This is a genomic window from Flagellimonas lutimaris (genome assembly GCF_003581615.1).
GTDB lineage: Bacteria > Bacteroidota > Bacteroidia > Flavobacteriales > Flavobacteriaceae > Flagellimonas > Flagellimonas lutimaris.
Map to the genome: position 1 here is coordinate 58,100 of NZ_QXFH01000004.1, position 20,033 is coordinate 78,132.

Genomic DNA, 20,033 nt, shown 5'->3' on the forward strand with positions numbered 1-20,033 from the left:
AAAATGCGGAATCAAAGATGAATACCAAAGTTCTTTTAACATTAGTTGTTTTGATGTCTACCCTACATGGGTTCTCCCAAAGGGGAGTGCGCATAGGATATGTGGATATGGAGTATATCCTGGAAAATGTGGAGGAGTACAGGGATGCGACGGAACAATTGAATGCCAAGGCCCAAAAATGGAAGCAAGAAATTGAACTGAAGCAAAGTGTCATTGATCAGATGAAAAAAGATTTGATGGCAGAAAAAGTGCTTCTTACCGATGAGCTGATTTTAGAACGGGAAGAGGAAATCCAGATTTTGGAAAAAGAAATGTTGGATTATCAACAAGACCGTTTTGGGCCACAGGGTGATTTAGTGTTACAAAAACAACTTTTGATACAGCCTATACAAGACCAAGTTTTCAATGAGGTGCAAAAAATAGGAGGTAATAAAAGATACGATTTTATTTTTGATAAATCGGCAGATGTTGTAATGTTGTATTCCGAAAAACGCCACGATATCAGCGACTTGGTTTTAAGGGAAATAGGACGCACGAGAAAAGTGAGTGCTTCCAAGAAAAAACAAGAGGAGCAAAGCCGTTTGGAACAGTTTAAAGAAGAGGAGGGCCAGATTAGTGAGGCCTTGAAAGAAAGGCAGGAAAAAGCGGCGGAAGCCCTAGAGGAAAGAGAGAAGGCGGCCGAAGAAAGAAGGGCGGATAAACTGAAGGAAAGGGAAGACCGAAAAAAAGCATACGAAGCAAGAAGAAAAAAATTATTGGAAGAGCGCGAGGCCAAGCGAAAAGCCAAATTGGAAGAACGAAAAAAAGCGCAAGAACAACAAAAGGATTCAATAGGATAATTATATATTGAAACACTAAATTTAAAGTCAAAAAAGTAACGTAGAGAATCATGAAAAATGTAAAAAGGATTGCTGTAGCGCTAGTATTGTTTGTTGCGGCTACGGGTTTTGTAAATGCACAGAGCAAAGTTGCCCATATTAACGTACAGCAACTATTGTCTGAAATGCCGGAGATGAAGGCTGCACAAGCTGAATTGAAGAAATTACAGGAAACCTACAGAGCAGACATTCAAAGCTCTATGACAGAGCTTCAAAACAAGTATACACAATACCAGAACGAAGCTACTTCTAAAACAAGAGAAGAAAACGAACAAAGAGCTGTAGAGCTTCAAGGGTTCGAAAAGAATATTCAAGAGGCCGAACAAGCTGCAATGCAAGAAATGCAAAAGAAGCAACAAGAGTTGTTCGCTCCAATTTCTGATAAAGCAAAAGCAGCTATCGAAAAAGTTGCAGCAGCACAAGGCTTTGACTATGTAATCGATGCTAGCCCAGGATTGAGCTTGATCGTTGCCAAAGGAAAAGACCTTTTGCCAGAAGTAAAACAAGAATTAGGTTTCTAAACCGAGCCTTTACAATATTTTAAAAAACCGTCCTTATTAAAGGGCGGTTTTTTTATGCTATAATAATTTAAGGGACTATTTTTAGGTATGGCAAAACCTATTGGAATTTTTGATTCAGGGGTGGGAGGCACGTCTATTTGGAAAGAAGTGGCAAAAATGCTTCCTTATGAAAATACTATTTACTTGGCCGATAGTGCCAACGCGCCCTATGGTGAAAAGCCCAAGGAAGAAATTCTACGGCTTAGTATCAAAAACACAGAACTTCTCCTCGATCGTGGCTGTAAAATGATTATAGTGGCCTGCAATACGGCGACAACAAATGCAATAGACTACCTCCGTTCACATTACCCCGTTCCATTTATTGGTATTGAACCTGCGATCAAGCCCGCTGCTTTGCATACCAAGACCAAAAAAGTTGGTGTTTTGGCCACCAAGGGGACCCTATCTAGTAGTTTGTTCCATAATACCTCCAAACTCTTTGCCGAAGGAATCACTGTTTTGGAACAGGAGGGAAAAGGATTGGTTGAACTTATTGAAGCCGGTAAGGTGCAATCCCCGGAGATGAAGAAACTCTTAAATGAATTTTTACAACCTATGCTGGAACAAAATATAGATTGCCTGGTTTTGGGTTGCACCCATTACCCATATTTGATTCCGGTACTAAAGGATATTTTACCGCAAAATATTACCATAATTGATTCAGGGGAAGCGGTGGCACGCCAAACTAAAGCCATTTTGGATCGAAATAATTTACTTTCCACAGCAACGCACCGGCCAGAATATATCTTTCACACCAACGCCAACGTAGAAGTTTTAAAAGATTTGATTGATCGGCCTGCAGCCCAAGTGACTTATTTGGATTTTTAGGTGTTACTTTCTTTTATAAGTAAGATAGGTGAAGTCGTATTTGTGCCTATCATCCTTTGGATGATATTCTTCGTTCACCAACTCCCATTGTTCTTCATCAATCTCTGGAAAAAAAGCATCGGCCTCAAAAGTGCCGTGAACCCTTGTGAGTTCAATATCCGTAGCAATCGCCATGGACTGTTTGTAAATTTTGCCCCCACCAATAATAAAGGCTGTTTCATTGTCCTCCACTAAACCAATGGCCTCGCTAATGGAGTGCGCCACAGTACAAGGAAACTTGGGTGTATAGTCCTCATCCCGGGTAATGGCAATGTGCGTTCTATTGGGAAGGGGTTTTGGAAAACTCTCCAAGGTCTTTCTGCCCATTATAATCTTGTGGCCCGAGGTCAACGCCTTAAATCGTTTAAAATCATCCGGTAGATGCCAAACAAGATCATTGTCCTTGCCCAATGCATTGTTTTCCGCTGCCGCTGCAATAATGATCAATTTCTTCACTGATCTTTTTTTTTATTGATTTTAGAAAGTGGGAAGTCCGTCTCTATTTCTTTCTGTATTTCGCCGATACGTTTTTTTTGAATATTAACTAATCGCTCACGTTGTTGTCGTTCCCAGTTTTGTCCCATAAACTTGTGCGTCACAAAAACATTAAAGGCATGCAGGGCGAACAGAAAGGTCCAGACCAATACAATCCAGATAGACCAATCGTAAGCTTCTCCGTACTTTAAAACCTTATTGGCAAGAATCAAAAATACACTTCCGATCAAAAAAATCACAAAATGGGAGAACAGCCTCTTCTTTTGTTTGATGCGTTTATGGGCATTTTCCAAAAGTTCGTGCTGTTCTAAATCTATTTCGGACTTCTTCTTTTTACCAAATGACAACATGGAATGGCTATCTTTATCAACAAAGATAACTGAATTGTATCCAAAAATACCGACATGCAAAACCTAAGAAAAAAATTCCCCGTTCTTAATCAATGTATTTATGCAAACACGGCTTCCGCAGGTCTATTGAGTGAAGATTTGATGGAGTGGCGCCAAGGGCACGACTTGGATTTCCTTATCGGCGGCAGCGAAATGAAGAACAAGAGTTTTGCACATATGCCCGAAATCAAGAAAACAGTTGGTAAATTTTTTAATTGTAAGGCCGAAAATGTGGCCTTGGTCCCGAATTTTACTTTAGGATTCAATCTGTTGTTGGAAGGGATGTCCAAGGATAAAAAGGTACTGTTGGTCAACAAGGATTACCCAAGTGTCAACTGGCCCTTCGAAACCCGAAACTTTAAGCGGGACTATGTGGATGCGGATGAGCACATGGAAGAAAGTATTCATGCCAAAGTGAAGAAGGGGGATGTTGATATCCTTGCCCTCAGTTTGGTGCAATGGGTGAACGGTGTCCGCATTGATTTTGAATTTTTAAAGGATTTAAAAAAGGAATTCCCCAATTTGATTATTATGGCCGATGGTACCCAATTTTTGGGGACCGAGGCCTTCGATTTTGAAGAATCTGGTATCGATATTTTGGGAGCCAGCGCATATAAATGGTTGCTGGCCGGTTACGGTAATGGATTTTACCTTGTAAAGGATGGGGTAACGGACCAATTTGATTTGAAGGGCATTGGGAACGGCTCTGTGAATAATGATGCTTCCAAACGGAACAGCATAACCTTCTGTAAATTTTTAGAGCCCGGTCATCTGGATTCTTTAAATTTTGGAAGTTTGGAATTTGCAATCAATTTTTTGGATGAAATAGGGATGGAAAATGTGCAGGCCCAATTGGAAAAACTATCAAAAAGAGCGTTGACGGCTTTTTCGGAATTGGATCTTTTGGAGCCGACCATTACAAAGAGAAAACAGCACAGTACCATTTTTAATATAAAGGGAGATGAGAAGCTCTTCAATAAATTAACGGAAGAAAATATAGTGGCATCCCTAAGGGGAGGAGGTATTAGGTTGAGTTTTCATTTTTACAATACCGAAGAAGAGATAGATGTTATTGCAACACTATTAAAGCGTTGGTCGTCAAAGTGATATATGACAAAAAATAGCAACTTTATTTGCTAAAAGTGACCTTGTGGTTAGGCGGATTTTATCAAATTGATAAATCGATTCTAACTTGTTGTAAATAAACAGTTTTATGTATTGTTTTGTGCCGAAATTAAAATTGTAGTACCATGGCAATCAAGAAACAATACTTAAAAAGCAAGCCTGTTTGTAAAGTAACTTTTTCAGTTCCTGCAGAAGAGGCAAAGACTGTTGCAGTAGTGGGAGATTTCAACAAATGGAATCCCAAGAAAAGCAGCTTGAAGAAATTGAAGAACGGAACCTTTAAAGGAACGTTTGATCTACCTGTAGAAAATAGCTACGAGTTTAGATATTTAATCGATGGCAATTATACCAACGATGCTGAGGCAGATCGTTTCCAGTGGAACGACTATGCCGGTGCAGAAAATGCGGTATTGGAAGTGTAAATCATTGTTAAGCCACCATCAAGTTCCCCAAACTGATGGTGGTTTTTCCTTTTTTAATTACCAGAAGGGGCAGCTATTTTTTAAAAATAGAGGTGTCTATTTCCTTAAAAGAGGTGATGACATCATAATTCCATTTGCTATAGTCATTATTGGCCGAGTCCACGATAATAATTTTTTTAGCCCTGGAATTTTCAGCAGCCAATATTCCTGAGGTCGAATCTTCAAAAATCAATGTTTCACTGGCATCGATATTTAAAACATCCATAGCTTTTAAAAAGATTTCAGGGTGGGGTTTACTTTTTATCTTTCCATTGCTGTAAACGATTTGGTTCAAGTCAAAATATTTTTTTAGTTCCAAGTGTTCAAAATAGAACTGCAGATTGTATAGGTCGGAAGCCGTTGCAATGGTAAATGGGATATTGTTTTTGTCCAGATATTCCAAAAAATCCAAAACTCCGGGAGCTAGCTCCATCTTTTCTTTTAAACAGAGCGACTGGTAAATATCCTCTTTTTCTATACTTAAGGTTTTTATGTCGTCTTCTGATAAATCTTTGGAAAACAGGTTGGACATGATTTCGGCATTGTTTTTACCGTGGATTTTAAAGTTTTTTTCTTCGTGGGTAAGCGCTAAGGAATGCTTCTTTAAAAAAACATCCCAAGCCTGATTATGTAAGTGGGTATCAAAAAAAAGGGTGCCATTAAAATCAAATATTACACCTTTTATTTCCATAAAGTTCAAATTTGTTCAATTGTCGATTCTCCAAGGAGGGTTTAGTCTATTTTCTCCACCATGGAAAAGAATGAGTTGGTTTCCATCAAGATCTTTTAACCTTGCTTCTCTCCATAGCCATTTTTGGTCCGTGGGCTCCAAATCAAATTGAATCCCTTTTTGTTTCAAAATTTCAACCTGCTCATCTAAATTTTTGCACTCAAAATAAACGTAAATACCTTCTCCTTTTGGCAACTCCTCTGTTTGGTGCAAAGAAAATGTGGAATCCCCATCTGGACATTCGAATCTTGCGTAATGGGGAAGGGATTTAACGATTAATTTTAACCCTAAGGTTTCATAAAAAGGGATTGATTTTGTTAAATCAAGCGAAGGGACCGTTATCTGGTTTAAATTCATTGAAAGGGTCTATTTGGTCCAATAATCAACCACGAGAACATCCGCTATGTGTGGACCTACAATATCGCCAAAGGCCACATGGTCGGGATGGGTAAGATAGGTGTCTCGGTCAGCTTCACTGCTAAAGGTCAATAAATAGCAATGGGTGAGTTCCTTGTTTAGGTTTTCCGGACTGTTGTTCATGCCCCATTCGTAGCCTTTTATTTCGGAAATTTTTGATGGCAATGCATTAAATGCCTCTTCCACTTGTTGTACCTCTTCAGCGCTCGATGTCTCCTTAAATTTGAACAATACTACGTGGCGCAATTGAGGCCCCGTTACTTCTTCTGTTTTTTCCACAGTTTCTTCTTCTTGTTCTTCGGCGGTTTCTTTTTTGGTTTGATCGCCACAACTGGCAAATAATAGCGCGGCAAAAAGGGTAATAGCGGTGGTTTTCATGGGAATTACTTGTTTATACTGATTTGAATCAAATGTACAATTTTACAGATTAGTACTGTTCCTGGTTGTACATCAACTATTTTACCGTCACCCTGAACTTGTTTCAGGGTCTCATATGCTTTTTTTCATGATTGATGGGATGCTGAAACCAGTTCAGTATGACGCACAAATATTTTTATGTGGAGGAAGGCTCCTTTTCCCAAAGGGAAATTCAAAATGTGGCAGCATCGTTTCGGTTAATCGGTAAGGTTTTGAACAATTGTAGGCTGCAAGAGCCATGAAACTCAGGTTAGCTGAATATGACCATAAATTCCTGGATATTTTTAAAGAACTATCCACTTAATTATCAAAGATTATTGATTTTTTCCTAGTGGAAAATAGAACATGAATCAATTTTGAGCATTGCTGCCAAATGTTTTTATTATCGTTTTGTACTTTACTACCTTTATTTTTCCATTTGTTGGAATCATATTTTGCCACACCCAATTATAATGTTCAATTATCTTTTCTGCACTTAAATGAGGTCTTTCACCCGTAGTATGTCCGTCTGCAACTACAGTTACCTCGTAATCTTTTGTCAAAGCTGATTGTACTGTGGATTCAACACAAAAGTCAGTTGCGCACCCTGTTAGTACCAATTCTTGTACACCCAATTCCGCGAGTTTGTCCTGAAGTTCAGATTTATAGAAAACATCATTGGCATATTTGTCCAGTAGTATATCTGTTGGTTTAATCAGGAGTTCGTTCAATAATTCCCACTCCAATGTGTTTTTTTCAAATTCCCCTGTACCATTTCCATCATGCTGGACAAAAATGACAGGAAATCCTTCTTTACGAAATATATCTGCAAGTCTGTTTATTCTGTTTATTACTCCAATTGCATCAAATCGTGGAGTTTTGGGTGTGAATGAGCCTTTTTGCATATCAATTATAAGGAGGGCTTTATCACTTTCCATTTATTAAATTTTCACCAACTTTTTAAGATTAAAAAAATCCACATACAACCAAAATCATCGTAAAATAATTCCTTTTGCTGCATTTACACTGCCACAACCCCCTTAATATGCGGATGCGGGTCGTAGTTCAAGAGCTCGAAATCATCAAAGGTAAAAGAGAAGATGTCCTTTACTTCAGGGTTGATTTTCATGGTGGGCAAGGAGCGTGGGTCACGGCTCAATTGCAGTTCCACCTGCTCCATATGGTTGTTGTAAATGTGCGCGTCACCAAAGGTGTGGATAAACTCCCCGGGCTGGTAGCCACATACTTGCGCCATCATCATGGTAAACAGAGCGTAGGAGGCAATGTTAAAAGGTACTCCCAAAAAGATGTCCGCACTACGTTGGTACAATTGGCAAGATAGTTTCCCATCGGCCACATAAAACTGGAAAAAAGCATGGCAGGGTGGGAGAGCGGCCTTTCCATTGGCCACATTTTCTGCAAACGAAACCGAGGTGTCAGGCAATACGCTGGGGTTCCATGCAGAAACCAACATTCTACGACTGTTCGGATTGCTTTTCAAGGTATCGACTACTTCCTTGATCTGATCAATTTCTTCGCTGTTCCAATTGCGCCATTGGTGTCCGTAAACTGGGCCCAGATCGCCATTTTCATCGGCCCACTCGTTCCAAATACGCACGCCGTTCTCTTGGAGATATCCAATATTGGTATCCCCTTTTAAAAACCATAACAATTCGTGGACAATGGATTTGAGGTGCAATTTTTTGGTGGTCACCATAGGAAAGCCCTCGGAGAGGTCAAATCGCATTTGATAGCCAAAAACACTCAAGGTTCCTGTTCCTGTGCGGTCCCCTTTTTGGTTTCCGTGCTCCAATACGTGTTTAAGAAGGTCGTGGTATTGTTTCATGCTGTCTGTTCCGTTAATAATGTCATTTCGAACGAATAAAAGAGGAGAAATCCAAGACATCTCGACTACGCTCAAGGTAACTGCTCGATGTGACAAAAAATCAATCCATCGAAATTACTTCAATAATCAAATTTTTTAAATAGAAAATGGAAAGACTTATAAAAACTTTATTAACGGTGAAGTGTTACCCTAAAATCATCCCAGCAATGGTGGCGGACAACAATGAAGCTAATGATCCCCCCAAAACGGCCTTCATTCCAAAGGAGGAAAGTACCTTGCGTTGACCAGGAGCCAAAGAACCAATACCTCCAATTTGAATTCCGATTGAGGCAAAGTTGGCAAAGCCACAGAGCATATAGGTGGCCATAATCACAGACTTATTGTAAGAGAAATGTACGCCGCTTGTTACATCTTTAAGGTCTGCCAGTTGAATATACCCGATAAACTCACTTGCGGCCAATTTTATCCCAAGTAGTTGTCCCATGAGCATAATGTCCTCGTTGGCGACACCAATTAACCACATGAGCGGGGCAAAAACGGTTCCGAGAATGGCTTCGAGAGAGAAATTTTCATAAGGGGAATTGGCGGCAATCCAGCTATTAAAAGTGGTCACGTCACCAATCCATCCCAAAATCCCGTTCATCATGGCAATGAAAGCCACAAATACCAAAAGCATGGCACCAACGTTTAAGGCAAGTTTTAACCCTTCGGTGGTTCCATTGGCAATGGCATCCAAGATGTTGGCCCCAATTTTTTCCGAGGAAACCTCTACCTCGGTGTTTACTTCTTCGGTTTGTGGGTATAATATTTTTGAAATGACTATGGCGCCGGGAGCTGCCATTACCGATGCGGCCAAAAGGTGTTTGGCGAATATTAATCGTAACTCGGGATCATCTCCACCTAAAAATCCAATATATGCGGCCAATACGGCTCCGGCTACGGTGGCCATTCCGCCGATCATCACCAAAAGGATTTCGGATTTGTTCATTTTTTCCAAGTAGGCCTTGATCAACAAAGGAGCCTCGGTTTGCCCCAAAAAGATGTTACCAGCTACGGAAAGGCTTTCTGCTCCAGAAATACCCAATGTTTTGGAAAGTAACCAAGCCATCCATTTTACCACAACCTGGATAACGCCCAAGTAGTAGAGAACAGAGGTCAAGGCTGAGAAAAATATAATCGTAGGTAATACCTGAAAAGCAAAAATATAGCCAAAGGTATCCATATCTACTACAAGCCCTTCAAACAGGAATTGACTGCCTGCACGGGTAAAGTCAAGAATACTAACAAAAATACTTCCTACCTGCTCAAAGATGTATTGAACCAATGGAATCTTTAATACCCCTATGGCAATCAATACTTGTAATGATAAACCAATACCTACCGTTTTCCAGTTGATGGCTTTTCTGTTGGAACTGAAAAAAAATGAAATTAAAATGAGCACTGCCATACCCAATGCACCTCTCAACAAAGTAGTAATGGTAAAACCTTGGTTGGGGATTATTTCTGCCACTTCCTCTTGAGGAATACTCTCTGTAATAGTTGAGCCAATGGCTACATTAAGTGAATCAGCGGGTAACGAACTTTGGCCGAAAGCGACCGAACAAACTAGTAAAAGTAAGAGTAAACTTTGGGTCTTTTTCGCCATGTAAGTTTTTTATTTGCGCTTGGAAATTTCATCCCTCAATTTGGCAGCCTTTTCGTAGTCTTCGCTGGCTACTGCCTTATCCAACTCTTTATGGAGTTCTTTTAGAGACATTTCTCGGTAACCGTGGGTGTCGGAACCGGATTCTATCTCTACTGCTTCGCCTTCTTGAAGGATTTCATCGACCATGATGCTGTCGTCATCGTCTTCACTCTTCTCCTTGGAAGAAAATTTCAAGAAGATTCCTGCTTTGTCCAAAATAGTCTTGTAAGTAAAAATAGGAGCGTTGAACCTAAGGGCCAGTGCAATAGCATCGCTGGTTCTTGCATCAATGATTTCTTCTTCTTCCCCTCGTTCACAAATTAGGCTGGAGTAAAACACGCCATCCACCAATTTATGGATAATCACCTGTTTGACCACAATCTTAAACCTGTCCGCAAAGTTTTTGAACAAATCATGGGTCAAGGGCCTGGGCGGTTTTATCTCTTTCTCCAAAGCAATGGCAATGGACTGTGCCTCAAATGCGCCTATAACAATGGGAAGTTTTCTGTCTCCCTCCTCCTCATTTAAAATAAGGGCATACGCGCCATTTTGTGTTTGGCTGTATGATATCCCCTTTATTTTTAACCGTACTAAACTCATATATCTCCTCCTAAAGCAAAAGGGCCGTTCAAATAAGTGGCTTTGCCAGTTATCTGAACAGCCCCTTGCAATGGGCAAATTAACAAAATTTAAGCGTTTTGGGCTTTAAATTCTTTTAATTTTTCGATGAGTTCGGGCACTACCTCAAAGGCATCCCCAACTATTCCATAATCTGCCGCCTTAAAGAAAGGAGCTTCGGGATCATTATTGATGACCACTTTTACTTTGGATGAACTTACTCCTGCCAAATGCTGGATAGCTCCGGAGATACCAATGGCAATGTAAAGATTACTTGCTACTGGCTTTCCTGTTTGTCCAACATGTTCGCTATGTGGGCGCCATCCCATATCGGATACTGGCTTGGAGCAAGCGGTTGCCGCTCCCAAGACATCGGCCAATTCTTCGACCATGCCCCAGTTTTCGGGTCCTTTAAGTCCTCTACCGCCTGATACAACTATATCTGCATCTGCGATGGTTACTTTACCTGTTACCCTGTCCACTTCTGCGGATTTAACACTAAAGGCATCCTCGTTCAATGATGGGTCAAAGTCCTCAACAGAAGCAGAAACATTATTTTCCATAACCCCGAAGGCATTATTGGATACTCCAATAATCTTGATTTCAGATGAAATTTCGGTAAATGCGAACCCTTTATTACTGAAAGCCGTTCGCTTCACTACGAAGGGCGAAGTACTTTCTGGGGCTTCCACTACATTGGGTACATATCCAGCAGTCAATTTTGCAGTAAGGATAGGGGCCAAAAACTTGGTGTCCGCACTGGAACTTAAGATAATTACTTTGGCATCTTCTGCTTTTGCGGCCTGTGCCAAGGTTTCGGCGTAGGCTTTGGCATTGAACGTCGCCAATGATTCATCGGAAACCTTTAAAACCTTGGAAACTCCATATGTTCCCAAAGAGGCATCATCTTCAGCATTAAAAGAAACTGCGGTAACTGTTGTGCCTAGTTCTTGAGCCACTTTATGTGCGTAAGAGGCTACTTCGAAGGCATTTTTTTTGAATTTTCCCTTAAGGGATTCTGTATATATTAGTACTGACATAATTTCTTAATCTTGTTTAGATAACTTTAGCTTCGTTGTGCAGTAGTTCGACCAATTCACCTACGTTTCCGGCATCGACCAATTTAACGGGGCCTTTAGCCGCAGGTTTTTCAAATTTTTGGTCTTGAGTAGGCTGTGCGGCATCAACAGGTTCGACCACGTTCAAGGCCTTTTTTCGAGCCATCATAATACCTCTCATGTTAGGAATGCGAAGATCACTTTCTTCAACCAATCCTTTTTGACCTCCAATGATTAGGGGAAGCGAAGCGGTTATTTTTTCCTTACCTCCATCAATTTCGCGAACAGCGGTTGCATTCGACCCATCGATTTCCAATCCTATACAGGTGTTTACAAAGTTCATGTCCAATAATGTGGCAAGTATTCCAGGAACCATGCCACCATTGTAGTCGATGGATTCCCGTCCGGCAATTACAAGGTCATAATCACCATTTTTTACCACTTCTGCCAGCTGTTGGGCCACAAAAAAACCATCTTTTGGCTCAGCATTTACCCTAATGGCCTCATCGGCACCAATAGCAAGTGCTTTTCTAATGGTCGGCTCGGTCTGCTGACCTCCAACGGTGACTACATGGACGGTAGCTCCTTGCTTTTCCTTGAACCACATGGCACGGGTTAATCCAAATTCATCATTTGGATTAATAACAAATTGAACCCCGTTTGTGTCAAACTTGGTATCGCCTTCCGTAAAATTGATTTTGGAAGTAGTATCCGGTACGTTGCTTATGCAAACTAAAATCTTCATATATACTTAAGGTTTGTGTGCCCAAATATAGTTATAAAATCCGAAATTTATTATGCATGCATAATAAATTTTGTTCTTTTTTTGGATTTTCCCCAAGCTATTTTCGGGTAGTTTTTGCTATTTTTGCTTGCGTTTTTAAGCAGACTATAAATATTTAGTACGATTTAATGAAAACATTACAGTTTAGGGAGGCAATAGCCGAGGCTATGTCCGAAGAAATGCGAAGAGATGATACCATTTATTTGATGGGCGAGGAGGTAGCTGAGTACAATGGTGCTTATAAGGCTTCCAAGGGCATGTTGGATGAGTTCGGACCAGAGCGGGTTATTGATACCCCGATTTCGGAGCTTGGTTTTTCCGGTATCGGCGTTGGTTCCGCAATGAACGGCAACAGACCTATCATAGAATTTATGACATTCAATTTCTCCTTGGTAGGAATTGACCAAATAATAAACAACGCTGCTAAAATTCGTCAGATGTCTGGCGGGCAGTTCAATTGTCCAATCGTATTTAGGGGGCCTACGGCTTCTGCAGGGCAATTGGCAGCAACGCATTCACAAGCTTTTGAAAGCTGGTTTGCGAATACTCCTGGGTTAAAAGTTGTGGTTCCCTCCAATCCTGCCGATGCCAAAGGATTGTTGAAATCGGCTATCCGTGATGATGATCCCGTAATTTTTATGGAATCTGAACAGATGTATGGTGACAAAGGAGAAGTTCCTGAAGGCGAATACACCATTCCATTGGGTGTTGCCGATATTAAAAGGGAAGGTACTGATGTAACTATTGTTTCCTTTGGTAAAATCATCAAAGAGGCCTATAAAGCTGCAGATGAATTGGAAAAAGATGGCATCAGTTGTGAAATCATTGATTTAAGAACTGTGCGTCCAATGGACCATGAAACAATTCTGAACTCTGTGAAGAAAACCAACAGAATGGTGATTTTGGAAGAAGCATGGCCTTTTGGAAATGTAGCTACTGAAATTATCTATCATGTTCAGGACAAGGCATTTGATTATTTGGATGCGCCCATTGTTAAACTGAACACCGCAGATACGCCAGCACCTTATTCTCCGGTACTTTTAGCAGAGTGGTTGCCAAATCACGAAGACGTTATTAAGGCTGTTAAGAAAGTGTTATATAAGCTATAAAATCATATTTGTACGGTATATTAGCCCTGTCAACTTTGTTGATGGGGCTTTTTTTAGGGAATATTTTTTGATTAGAAATTACTTTAAACCAACTTTGACCTAAGTTTAGTGGGTTAAAACTATTGAGTTTTGCCCATTGTCCCTTATATCTGCCTATGAAAAGATTCTTTTCTGTTTTTTTTCTACTCTTTATTGCTAGTGTTACTGCACAAACTAAAATCGAAGGTGTGGTTACCGATGATGCCGGTATGCCCATTGCCTTTGCCAATATTATTTTCGTTGATTCCTCTGAAGGAACTATCACCAACGATAACGGACATTTTTATCTAGAGTCCGATGAAACCTATAAAACCATTCAGGTATCTTTCATAGGATATGAAACCAAAGAGATACCATTAAATCAGAAAGTGAACTACGGCATGGAAATCGTGTTGATGGAATCCGCCGAGCAACTTCAAGAAGTGGTCATTTATACAGGAAAACAATCCAAAAAGGATAATCCTGCCATTGATATTCTTCGAAAAATATGGTCCAAAAAACGGGAAAACGGTGTTCGTAAGTTCAAGCAGTACCAGTACGATAAGTATGAAAAAATAGAATTTGACCTTAATACCATTGATAGTGCCCTGATCAAAAGCAAACTGTTCAAAGGGCTAGAGTTTATGTTCGAGGATTTGGATACATCGCGAATAACAGGAAAAACCTATTTGCCCATGTTTCTGAACGAAACCTTTTCCAAAGTATATGGTGATAATATTTTGGATAAAGAAAAGGAAGATGTCCTTGGGAATAAAAACTCTGGATTTAGCGGTAACCAATCCATAACCGCTTTCGTGGAAGACCTCTATTCCGATTACGATATTTACGATAATTACCTCAAATTTTTTGATAAGAGTTTCACCAGCCCACTTTCTAAAACAGGGGTTGATGTATATAACTACGTATTGTCCGACAGTACTTTTATTGACAATAAGTGGTGCTACAACATTATTTATTATCCTAGACGGAAGAATGAACTCACTTTTAAAGGTGATTTTTGGGTAAACGACACCACTTATGCCATTAAGAAGATTAACCTGCAGGTCACCAAGAGTGCCAACATCAACTGGGTAAAGGAAATTTATATTGAACAGGATTTTGATGTGGTGAGCGATTCCGTATTTCTGTTGAAACGGGATTATATGTTGAGTGATTTCAGTTTTTCTAAAAAAGAAAAGTCACGCGGAGTGTATGGCAAGCGGACCACGGTTTTTGATAATTATAAATTTGACAATCCCCGTTCTGAAGAATTTTATAAAGCCGTTGCCGACCCTTATGATCCAAGGGTGTTCTCTCAGGATAGCGTTTTCTGGAAAAATGCCAGACTGGAAAGTTTGAACGAGGATGAATCGGGAATCTTTGAATTGCTCGATACCTTAAAGACAGTTCCTAAGTTCCGGACCTATTATGATATTGTTAGTATTCTTGGTTCAGGTTATGTGGAAATTGATAAGTGGAACGTCGATATTGGAGACATATACAGTACTTTTGGATACAATGATGCAGAAGGTATTCGCTTGCGAGCGGGTGCACGGACCTATTTTGGACAGAACGATATGTGGCGTTTGGAAGGCTATATGGCCTACGGTTTCAATGATAAAAAGTTTAAGCATGGATTTTCCGGTAAGTTTTTGCTCGACCGGAAAAATAGGCTCATAGTATCGGGTGGAAATCGCAGGGATATTGAACAGTTGGGCCTTAGTTTAACCAGTACCAATGATGTTATGGGAAGGAGTATAGCTTCTTCCTCCCTAGTAACCGTTGGTTCCAACAACCGACTGACCAACATAAACCTTTCTACCTTAAATGTGGAAATGGAACCTGTGAAGAATTTTAGGATCAACGTAGGGGGCTCATTCCGGACATTGAGCTCTGCCTTACCAGATGCATTTAGTTTGGATTATGTCGACCCGGCTTCGCCAACAGGTGTTGCATCAGAAGTAAAGCAGTTCGACCTCAATACCACATTAATTTATACACCTGGTAAACGTACCATTGGTTATGGTGTGGAACGTTCTAATATCAATGATGATTATAGTACCCTTGTTCTTAAATATACCAAAGGTGTAGATGGATTTTTGGAAAGTGATTTTGATTATGAGAAAATACAATTCTCTTATCGCCAACCATGGCAATTGGGAGGTTTTGGCAGGTTGACCAGTAGTGTGGAATTGGGAAAAACCTTTGGCGCTGTGCCATTGGGGTTATTAAGTGTGATACCGGGTAACCAGACTTTGTTCTCGTTATATAATGCATTTCCCAATTTGGATTTCTACGAGTTTGTAACGGATACTTATGCCACGGTACATTTGGAGCATAACTTCAATGGCCGTTTGTTTTCACGTATCCCATTTTTGCGTAAACTCAATTTAAGGGAAATTGTGGGCGTAAGAGGTGCTTGGGGGCAATTGTCCGAAGAAAATATTGCACTGAGCTCCCCAACCAATATTCCGTTGATAGCTCCAGAGGATCAAGTGTATTGGGAATACTCCTTTGGTGTGGGAAACATATTTAAAATACTTCGGATAGACTTTAACTTTCGAGGAAATTATCTTCAAAATCCAGATGCCCGAGCATTTGGGATAACTGGAACCTTCGGATTTAATTTTTAATTAATACGAAACAGCCAAATTATGGGGGCTATTCCAGTTATACTGGTTATTTTTGCATTATAAATATATCACTAACATGTCTAAAAAACCACGTATTACCTTTGATGTACTGGTAGAAATTCCCAAAGGTAGCAGAAACAAGTACGAATACGATTTTACACTCAACAAAATCCGATTTGACCGAACCTTATTTTCCTCTATGATGTATCCTGGCGATTATGGGTTTATTCCAGAAACCTTGGCATTGGATGGTGATCCATTGGATGTATTGGTTCTTTGTACCGAGCCAACTTATCCTATGGTGGTAGTAGAGGTAAAGCCAGTTGGTGTGTTCCATATGACCGATGAGAAAGGTCCAGATGAAAAAATTATCTGTGTACCGGTTTCTGATCCCATTTGGAGCAAAAGAGACGATATCAGCGAATTGAATCCGCATAGATTAAAAGAGATAGAACACTTCTTTCAAGTGTATAAAGATTTGGAAGAGAAGAAAGTAGATGTTGGCGGTTGGGGCGATGTGAACGAAGCCGTTAAAATCTATAAAGAATGCGTTAAACGTTACGATGAAAGTGACCATAAAAAGAAAAGAACTTTCACGATATAGATTGCATAAGAATTACATTGAAAAAATGCGCTTTTAATAATTAAAGGCGCATTTTTTTTATTACTTCGTATTTTACTACATTAGCTGCCATTGTAAAATACTAAACAAATCAATCTATGGAATTAATCGTAAAATTTTTGCCCGTATTTGGTGTCTTGGGCCTTCTCTATGTGTTTATAAAGAACGTATGGATTTCTAAACAAGAGGTCGGGGACGATAAAATGGCAAGAATTGCCAAGAACATTGCCGATGGGGCAATGTCATTCTTAAAGGCTGAATATAAAATATTGAGCATCTTCGTGGTCTGTGTGGCTGCTTTGCTCTTCTTTAAAGGTAGTAATGAAGCAGGCTCTAATGGCATGGTTGCCGTTTCCTTTGTTGTAGGGGCCATCTGTTCGGCTCTTGCTGGATTTATCGGAATGAAAGTCGCAACCAAGGCTAATGTTAGAACTACCAACGCTGCTCGAACTTCACTGGGTAAAGCTCTAGAAGTTGCATTTGCCGGTGGGGCAGTAATGGGGCTCGGAGTTGTTGGACTTGGTGTTTTGGGACTGAGCGGACTCTTTATGATTTACAGCGGACAAGGCTGGGAACTTGCTGAAGTTTTAAATGTACTTTCAGGTTTCTCGTTGGGAGCATCATCCATAGCACTTTTTGCTCGTGTAGGTGGAGGTATTTATACCAAAGCTGCTGATGTAGGAGCTGATTTGGTGGGTAAAGTCGAAGCAGGAATTCCAGAAGATCACCCATTGAACCCTGCAACCATTGCGGATAATGTTGGGGATAATGTTGGGGATGTGGCAGGAATGGGTGCTGACCTTTTTGAATCGTATGTTGGTTCTATAATCGGTACAATGGTTTTAGGTGCTGTTTTTGCCGGATTACCAGAGTTCCAAGCTGCTTTTGATGGCCTTGGTGCTGTGTATTTACCGTTGGCCTTGGCTGCCATTGGTATCATAATGTCCATCATCGGAACATTTTTTGTTCGTGTAAAAGATGGCGGAAACCCTCAGACAGCTTTAAATATTGGAGAATTTGGATCAGCAGGCTTGATGTTGATTGCTTCATACTTTATAATTAACGCCATGTTACCCGAATCTTGGGTCGAGGGCGGTAAGGAATTTACAGCGATGGGTGTATTCTGGGCAACTATAGCTGGTTTGGTAGCTGGTTTGTTGGTTGGAAAAGTAACAGAATATTATACAGGAACAGGAACAAAACCTGTGAACTCGATTGTTCGTCAATCCGAAACAGGTTCCGCAACCAACATTATTGCTGGTCTTGGAGTTGGAATGATGTCCACTGCAATTCCAATTATATTGATAGCTGCGGCTATTTTGGTATCTCACCATTTTGCGGGATTGTACGGAATCGCAATCGCAGCGGTAGGAATGTTGGCCAATACGGGTATTCAGCTTGCTGTTGATGCTTATGGACCTATATCTGATAATGCTGGTGGTATTGCCGAAATGGCAGAGCTTCCAGGAGAAGTTCGCGAAAGAACAGATAAGTTGGATGCTGTAGGAAACACTACGGCTGCTATAGGTAAAGGTTTTGCTATTGCTTCTGCAGCGTTGACTGCATTGGCTCTTTTTGCTGCTTTTATGAAAACAGCTGGGGTTAAATCTATTGATGTTTCCCAACCTGATATTATGGCGGGACTTTTGGTAGGAGGGATGCTTCCCTTTGTATTTTCAGCCCTTTCCATGAATGCAGTAGGTAGAGCAGCCATGTCCATGATTGAAGAAGTACGTCGTCAGTTTAAGGATATTCCGGAATTGAAAGCTGCTTTGGCCGTTATGCGTAAGTACGATTCGGACCTCTCCAAAGCCAGTAAAGAGGATATGGAGATTTTTGAAGCAGCAGACGGTAAGGCCGAATATCAAAAATGTGTGGAGATTTCCACGCAAGCATCCATTAAAGAAATGGTATTTCCAGGATTGTTGGCCATTGCCGTTCCAGTTGCCGTTGGTTTTATTGGCGGTGCTGAGATGTTAGGTGGACTTTTAGCAGGTGTGACTACTGCTGGGGTTTTAATGGCTATTTTCCAATCCAATGCAGGTGGTGCATGGGACAACGCTAAAAAAACCATTGAAAGTGAAGGGAGAAAAGGTACTGATGCCCATAAAGCTGCTGTAGTAGGTGATACCGTTGGTGATCCTTTTAAGGATACATCGGGTCCTTCTTTAAATATTTTGCTTAAATTGATGTCTGTAGTTGCCTTGGTGATTGCACCTAGTTTGGTAAGTCTTGCTCCTGCTGATGAAGTGGGCATGTTAAAAGAAGATGGTACCATGATTACCATTACCGAAGAAGGGATGAAAGAAACCAAAGCGGTGGAAAAACAAATTCGGGTTGAGGTGAGCAATACGGAGGACAGAGCTTACAAAGCCATTGTCACTTCCAGTACAAGTATAAACGGTGAAATGGTAGAGGAAACCGAAGAGTTTACTGCCGATACCAAAGAAGAATTGGAAAAAATGATACAAGAATATAAGAGTGCTGAGGCAAAGAATTAGCTCTCGCTTTATAGCAAAGCTGGAAAAACCACGCCATTTGGCGTGGTTTTTTTATGCTGTCACATCGAGTGTAGTCGAGATATGAACTAGTTCAATTTAAATGTGATCGGAAGGGAATATGAAACCTTTACTGGGACTCCTCTTTGTTGTCCTGGCTTCATATTGGGTAATTTTGAAATAATGCGAGCTGCTTCTTCCTCTAGGGATTTATGAGGTCCACGAAGCCTGACATTGTCAATACTTCCGTCTTTTTCAATTGTAAACATAATACTTACACGGCCTTGTAGCCCCATTTCTTTTACAGGATCAGGATATCGGAAATTCTTTCTTATATGTTTTTGAACCATTGCTTGAAAACAATCTCTTTTGTCTTCTTCAGTTTCTTCATTTTCGCAGCCAGGAAAAACAGGTGCATTCTCTACTAATACAATAGGAATCTCTTCCGTAATTTCCTCCTCTGCAACGGCCACATCCTCAATATCCGCTACCTTGGTGTCTTGGTCAACATCATTGGGTTCAATAAAGGTTTCCGTAATATCCTCATCGTTCTCTGCGATTTCAATTTTGGGAGGTGCTTGAATTTTAGGTTTGGGAGGATCTGGTAGCTTCAGTTTTAGAATGGTGGCATCTTCCATCAAATCTTCATCCACGGTAAAACTACTGACATCCCATACATCATCGCTGTGGTAGGTTTTCCATTCCAAGGCCAAATAGGCCATCAGAAGTACCAAGGTCATCCCTACAAAAAAGTAGAGCAGACTGTTTCGTTTTAATTCGATTTGCGGATTTTTTTTCGGATCCATAATTTCAAAGTTTTCGCCTAGAGGGCGTAGTTAATAGCT

21 protein-coding genes are annotated in these 20,033 nt (G+C 40.5%); 9 read left to right on the forward strand and 12 right to left on the reverse strand.

Annotation, left to right across the window (positions count from 1 at the left end):
• Positions 1-17: 17 nt before the first annotated feature.
• The 3 genes from D2V08_RS00265 to murI all read left to right on the forward strand — a co-directional run bounded on the left by D2V08_RS00265 (position 18) and on the right by murI (position 2,266).
• On the forward strand, positions 18-839 hold the full coding sequence (locus tag D2V08_RS00265) for an OmpH/Skp family outer membrane protein (protein ID WP_119606155.1): 822 nt from the start codon (positions 18-20) through the stop codon (positions 837-839).
• Between the two features lie 50 nt (positions 840-889).
• A complete protein-coding gene (locus tag D2V08_RS00270) occupies positions 890-1,399 on the forward strand; it encodes an OmpH/Skp family outer membrane protein (RefSeq protein WP_119606156.1) in 510 nt (169 codons plus the stop codon).
• A gap of 87 nt (positions 1,400-1,486) precedes the next feature.
• Positions 1,487-2,266, forward strand: coding sequence for a glutamate racemase (gene murI, locus D2V08_RS00275; protein WP_119606157.1), 780 nt, complete (start codon positions 1,487-1,489; stop codon positions 2,264-2,266).
• Between the two features lie 3 nt (positions 2,267-2,269).
• Here the strand turns inward: murI and D2V08_RS00280 are convergent, their stop codons facing one another.
• Together D2V08_RS00280 and D2V08_RS00285 are read right to left on the reverse strand one after the other, a co-directional pair.
• The gene (locus D2V08_RS00280; RefSeq protein ID WP_119606158.1) at positions 2,270-2,761 is read right to left on the reverse strand and encodes a dihydrofolate reductase; all 492 of its coding nucleotides are present in this window, start codon (positions 2,759-2,761) and stop codon (positions 2,270-2,272) included.
• Complete coding sequence (locus D2V08_RS00285; protein WP_119606283.1) at positions 2,758-3,150, reverse strand: 2TM domain-containing protein; 393 nt, start codon at positions 3,148-3,150, stop codon at positions 2,758-2,760. The genes D2V08_RS00280 and D2V08_RS00285 overlap by 4 nt, the downstream gene beginning before the upstream one ends.
• 54 nt (positions 3,151-3,204) lie before the next feature.
• On the opposite strand from D2V08_RS00285, the gene D2V08_RS00290 reads away from it, so the two are divergent.
• Positions 3,205-4,296, forward strand: a complete 1,092-nt coding sequence (locus tag D2V08_RS00290; RefSeq protein ID WP_119606159.1) for an aminotransferase class V-fold PLP-dependent enzyme — start codon at positions 3,205-3,207, stop codon at positions 4,294-4,296.
• Between the two features lie 143 nt (positions 4,297-4,439).
• Positions 4,440-4,736 (forward strand): isoamylase early set domain-containing protein, encoded by a 297-nt coding sequence (locus D2V08_RS00295; protein ID WP_100817310.1) that lies wholly within the window; start codon positions 4,440-4,442, stop codon positions 4,734-4,736.
• 73 nt (positions 4,737-4,809) lie between these two features.
• On the opposite strand, the gene D2V08_RS00300 is transcribed toward D2V08_RS00295, so the two are convergent.
• From D2V08_RS00300 to D2V08_RS00340, 9 genes are all read right to left on the reverse strand, one after another.
• On the reverse strand, positions 4,810-5,466 hold the full coding sequence (locus D2V08_RS00300; protein WP_119606160.1) for an HAD family hydrolase: 657 nt from the start codon (positions 5,464-5,466) through the stop codon (positions 4,810-4,812).
• 15 nt (positions 5,467-5,481) lie between these two features.
• The gene (locus D2V08_RS00305) at positions 5,482-5,862 is read right to left on the reverse strand and encodes a VOC family protein (RefSeq protein ID WP_119606161.1); all 381 of its coding nucleotides are present in this window, start codon (positions 5,860-5,862) and stop codon (positions 5,482-5,484) included.
• Positions 5,863-5,871: 9 nt separating this feature from the next.
• Positions 5,872-6,300, reverse strand: a complete 429-nt coding sequence (locus D2V08_RS00310) for a Dabb family protein (RefSeq protein ID WP_119606162.1) — start codon at positions 6,298-6,300, stop codon at positions 5,872-5,874.
• A gap of 389 nt (positions 6,301-6,689) precedes the next feature.
• The gene (locus D2V08_RS00315; protein WP_119606163.1) at positions 6,690-7,256 is read right to left on the reverse strand and encodes an isochorismatase family protein; all 567 of its coding nucleotides are present in this window, start codon (positions 7,254-7,256) and stop codon (positions 6,690-6,692) included.
• A gap of 83 nt (positions 7,257-7,339) precedes the next feature.
• Positions 7,340-8,164, reverse strand: a complete 825-nt coding sequence (locus tag D2V08_RS00320; protein WP_119606284.1) for a thymidylate synthase — start codon at positions 8,162-8,164, stop codon at positions 7,340-7,342.
• 184 nt (positions 8,165-8,348) lie between these two features.
• On the reverse strand, positions 8,349-9,809 hold the full coding sequence (locus D2V08_RS00325; RefSeq protein ID WP_119606164.1) for a NupC/NupG family nucleoside CNT transporter: 1,461 nt from the start codon (positions 9,807-9,809) through the stop codon (positions 8,349-8,351).
• Positions 9,810-9,818: 9 nt separating this feature from the next.
• Positions 9,819-10,448, reverse strand: a complete 630-nt coding sequence (locus D2V08_RS00330; RefSeq protein WP_119606165.1) for a bifunctional nuclease family protein — start codon at positions 10,446-10,448, stop codon at positions 9,819-9,821.
• Positions 10,449-10,537: 89 nt separating this feature from the next.
• The gene (locus D2V08_RS00335; protein ID WP_119606166.1) at positions 10,538-11,506 is read right to left on the reverse strand and encodes an electron transfer flavoprotein subunit alpha/FixB family protein; all 969 of its coding nucleotides are present in this window, start codon (positions 11,504-11,506) and stop codon (positions 10,538-10,540) included.
• A 16-nt stretch (positions 11,507-11,522) separates the two neighbouring features.
• Positions 11,523-12,269 carry an electron transfer flavoprotein subunit beta/FixA family protein gene (locus tag D2V08_RS00340; RefSeq protein ID WP_119606167.1) on the reverse strand — a complete coding sequence of 249 codons (747 nt, stop codon included), beginning with the start codon at positions 12,267-12,269 and terminating at the stop codon, positions 11,523-11,525.
• A 167-nt stretch (positions 12,270-12,436) separates the two neighbouring features.
• Here D2V08_RS00340 and D2V08_RS00345 point away from each other — a divergent pair, with 167 nt between their 5' ends.
• The 4 genes from D2V08_RS00345 (at position 12,437) to D2V08_RS00360 (ending at position 19,191) form a co-directional block, all read left to right on the forward strand.
• Positions 12,437-13,417, forward strand: a complete 981-nt coding sequence (locus D2V08_RS00345) for a pyruvate dehydrogenase complex E1 component subunit beta (RefSeq protein ID WP_119606168.1) — start codon at positions 12,437-12,439, stop codon at positions 13,415-13,417.
• 155 nt (positions 13,418-13,572) lie between these two features.
• Entirely contained in the window at positions 13,573-16,068 is a 2,496-nt protein-coding gene (locus tag D2V08_RS00350) for a DUF5686 family protein (RefSeq protein WP_119606169.1), read from the forward strand.
• A gap of 76 nt (positions 16,069-16,144) precedes the next feature.
• Complete coding sequence (locus D2V08_RS00355) at positions 16,145-16,672, forward strand: inorganic diphosphatase (protein WP_119606170.1); 528 nt, start codon at positions 16,145-16,147, stop codon at positions 16,670-16,672.
• A gap of 116 nt (positions 16,673-16,788) precedes the next feature.
• Positions 16,789-19,191, forward strand: coding sequence for a sodium-translocating pyrophosphatase (locus D2V08_RS00360; RefSeq protein WP_119606171.1), 2,403 nt, complete (start codon positions 16,789-16,791; stop codon positions 19,189-19,191).
• Positions 19,192-19,277: 86 nt separating this feature from the next.
• Here the strand turns inward: D2V08_RS00360 and D2V08_RS00365 are convergent, their stop codons facing one another.
• Positions 19,278-19,994, reverse strand: coding sequence for an energy transducer TonB (locus tag D2V08_RS00365; RefSeq protein WP_119606172.1), 717 nt, complete (start codon positions 19,992-19,994; stop codon positions 19,278-19,280).
• Positions 19,995-20,033 lie beyond the last annotated feature (39 nt).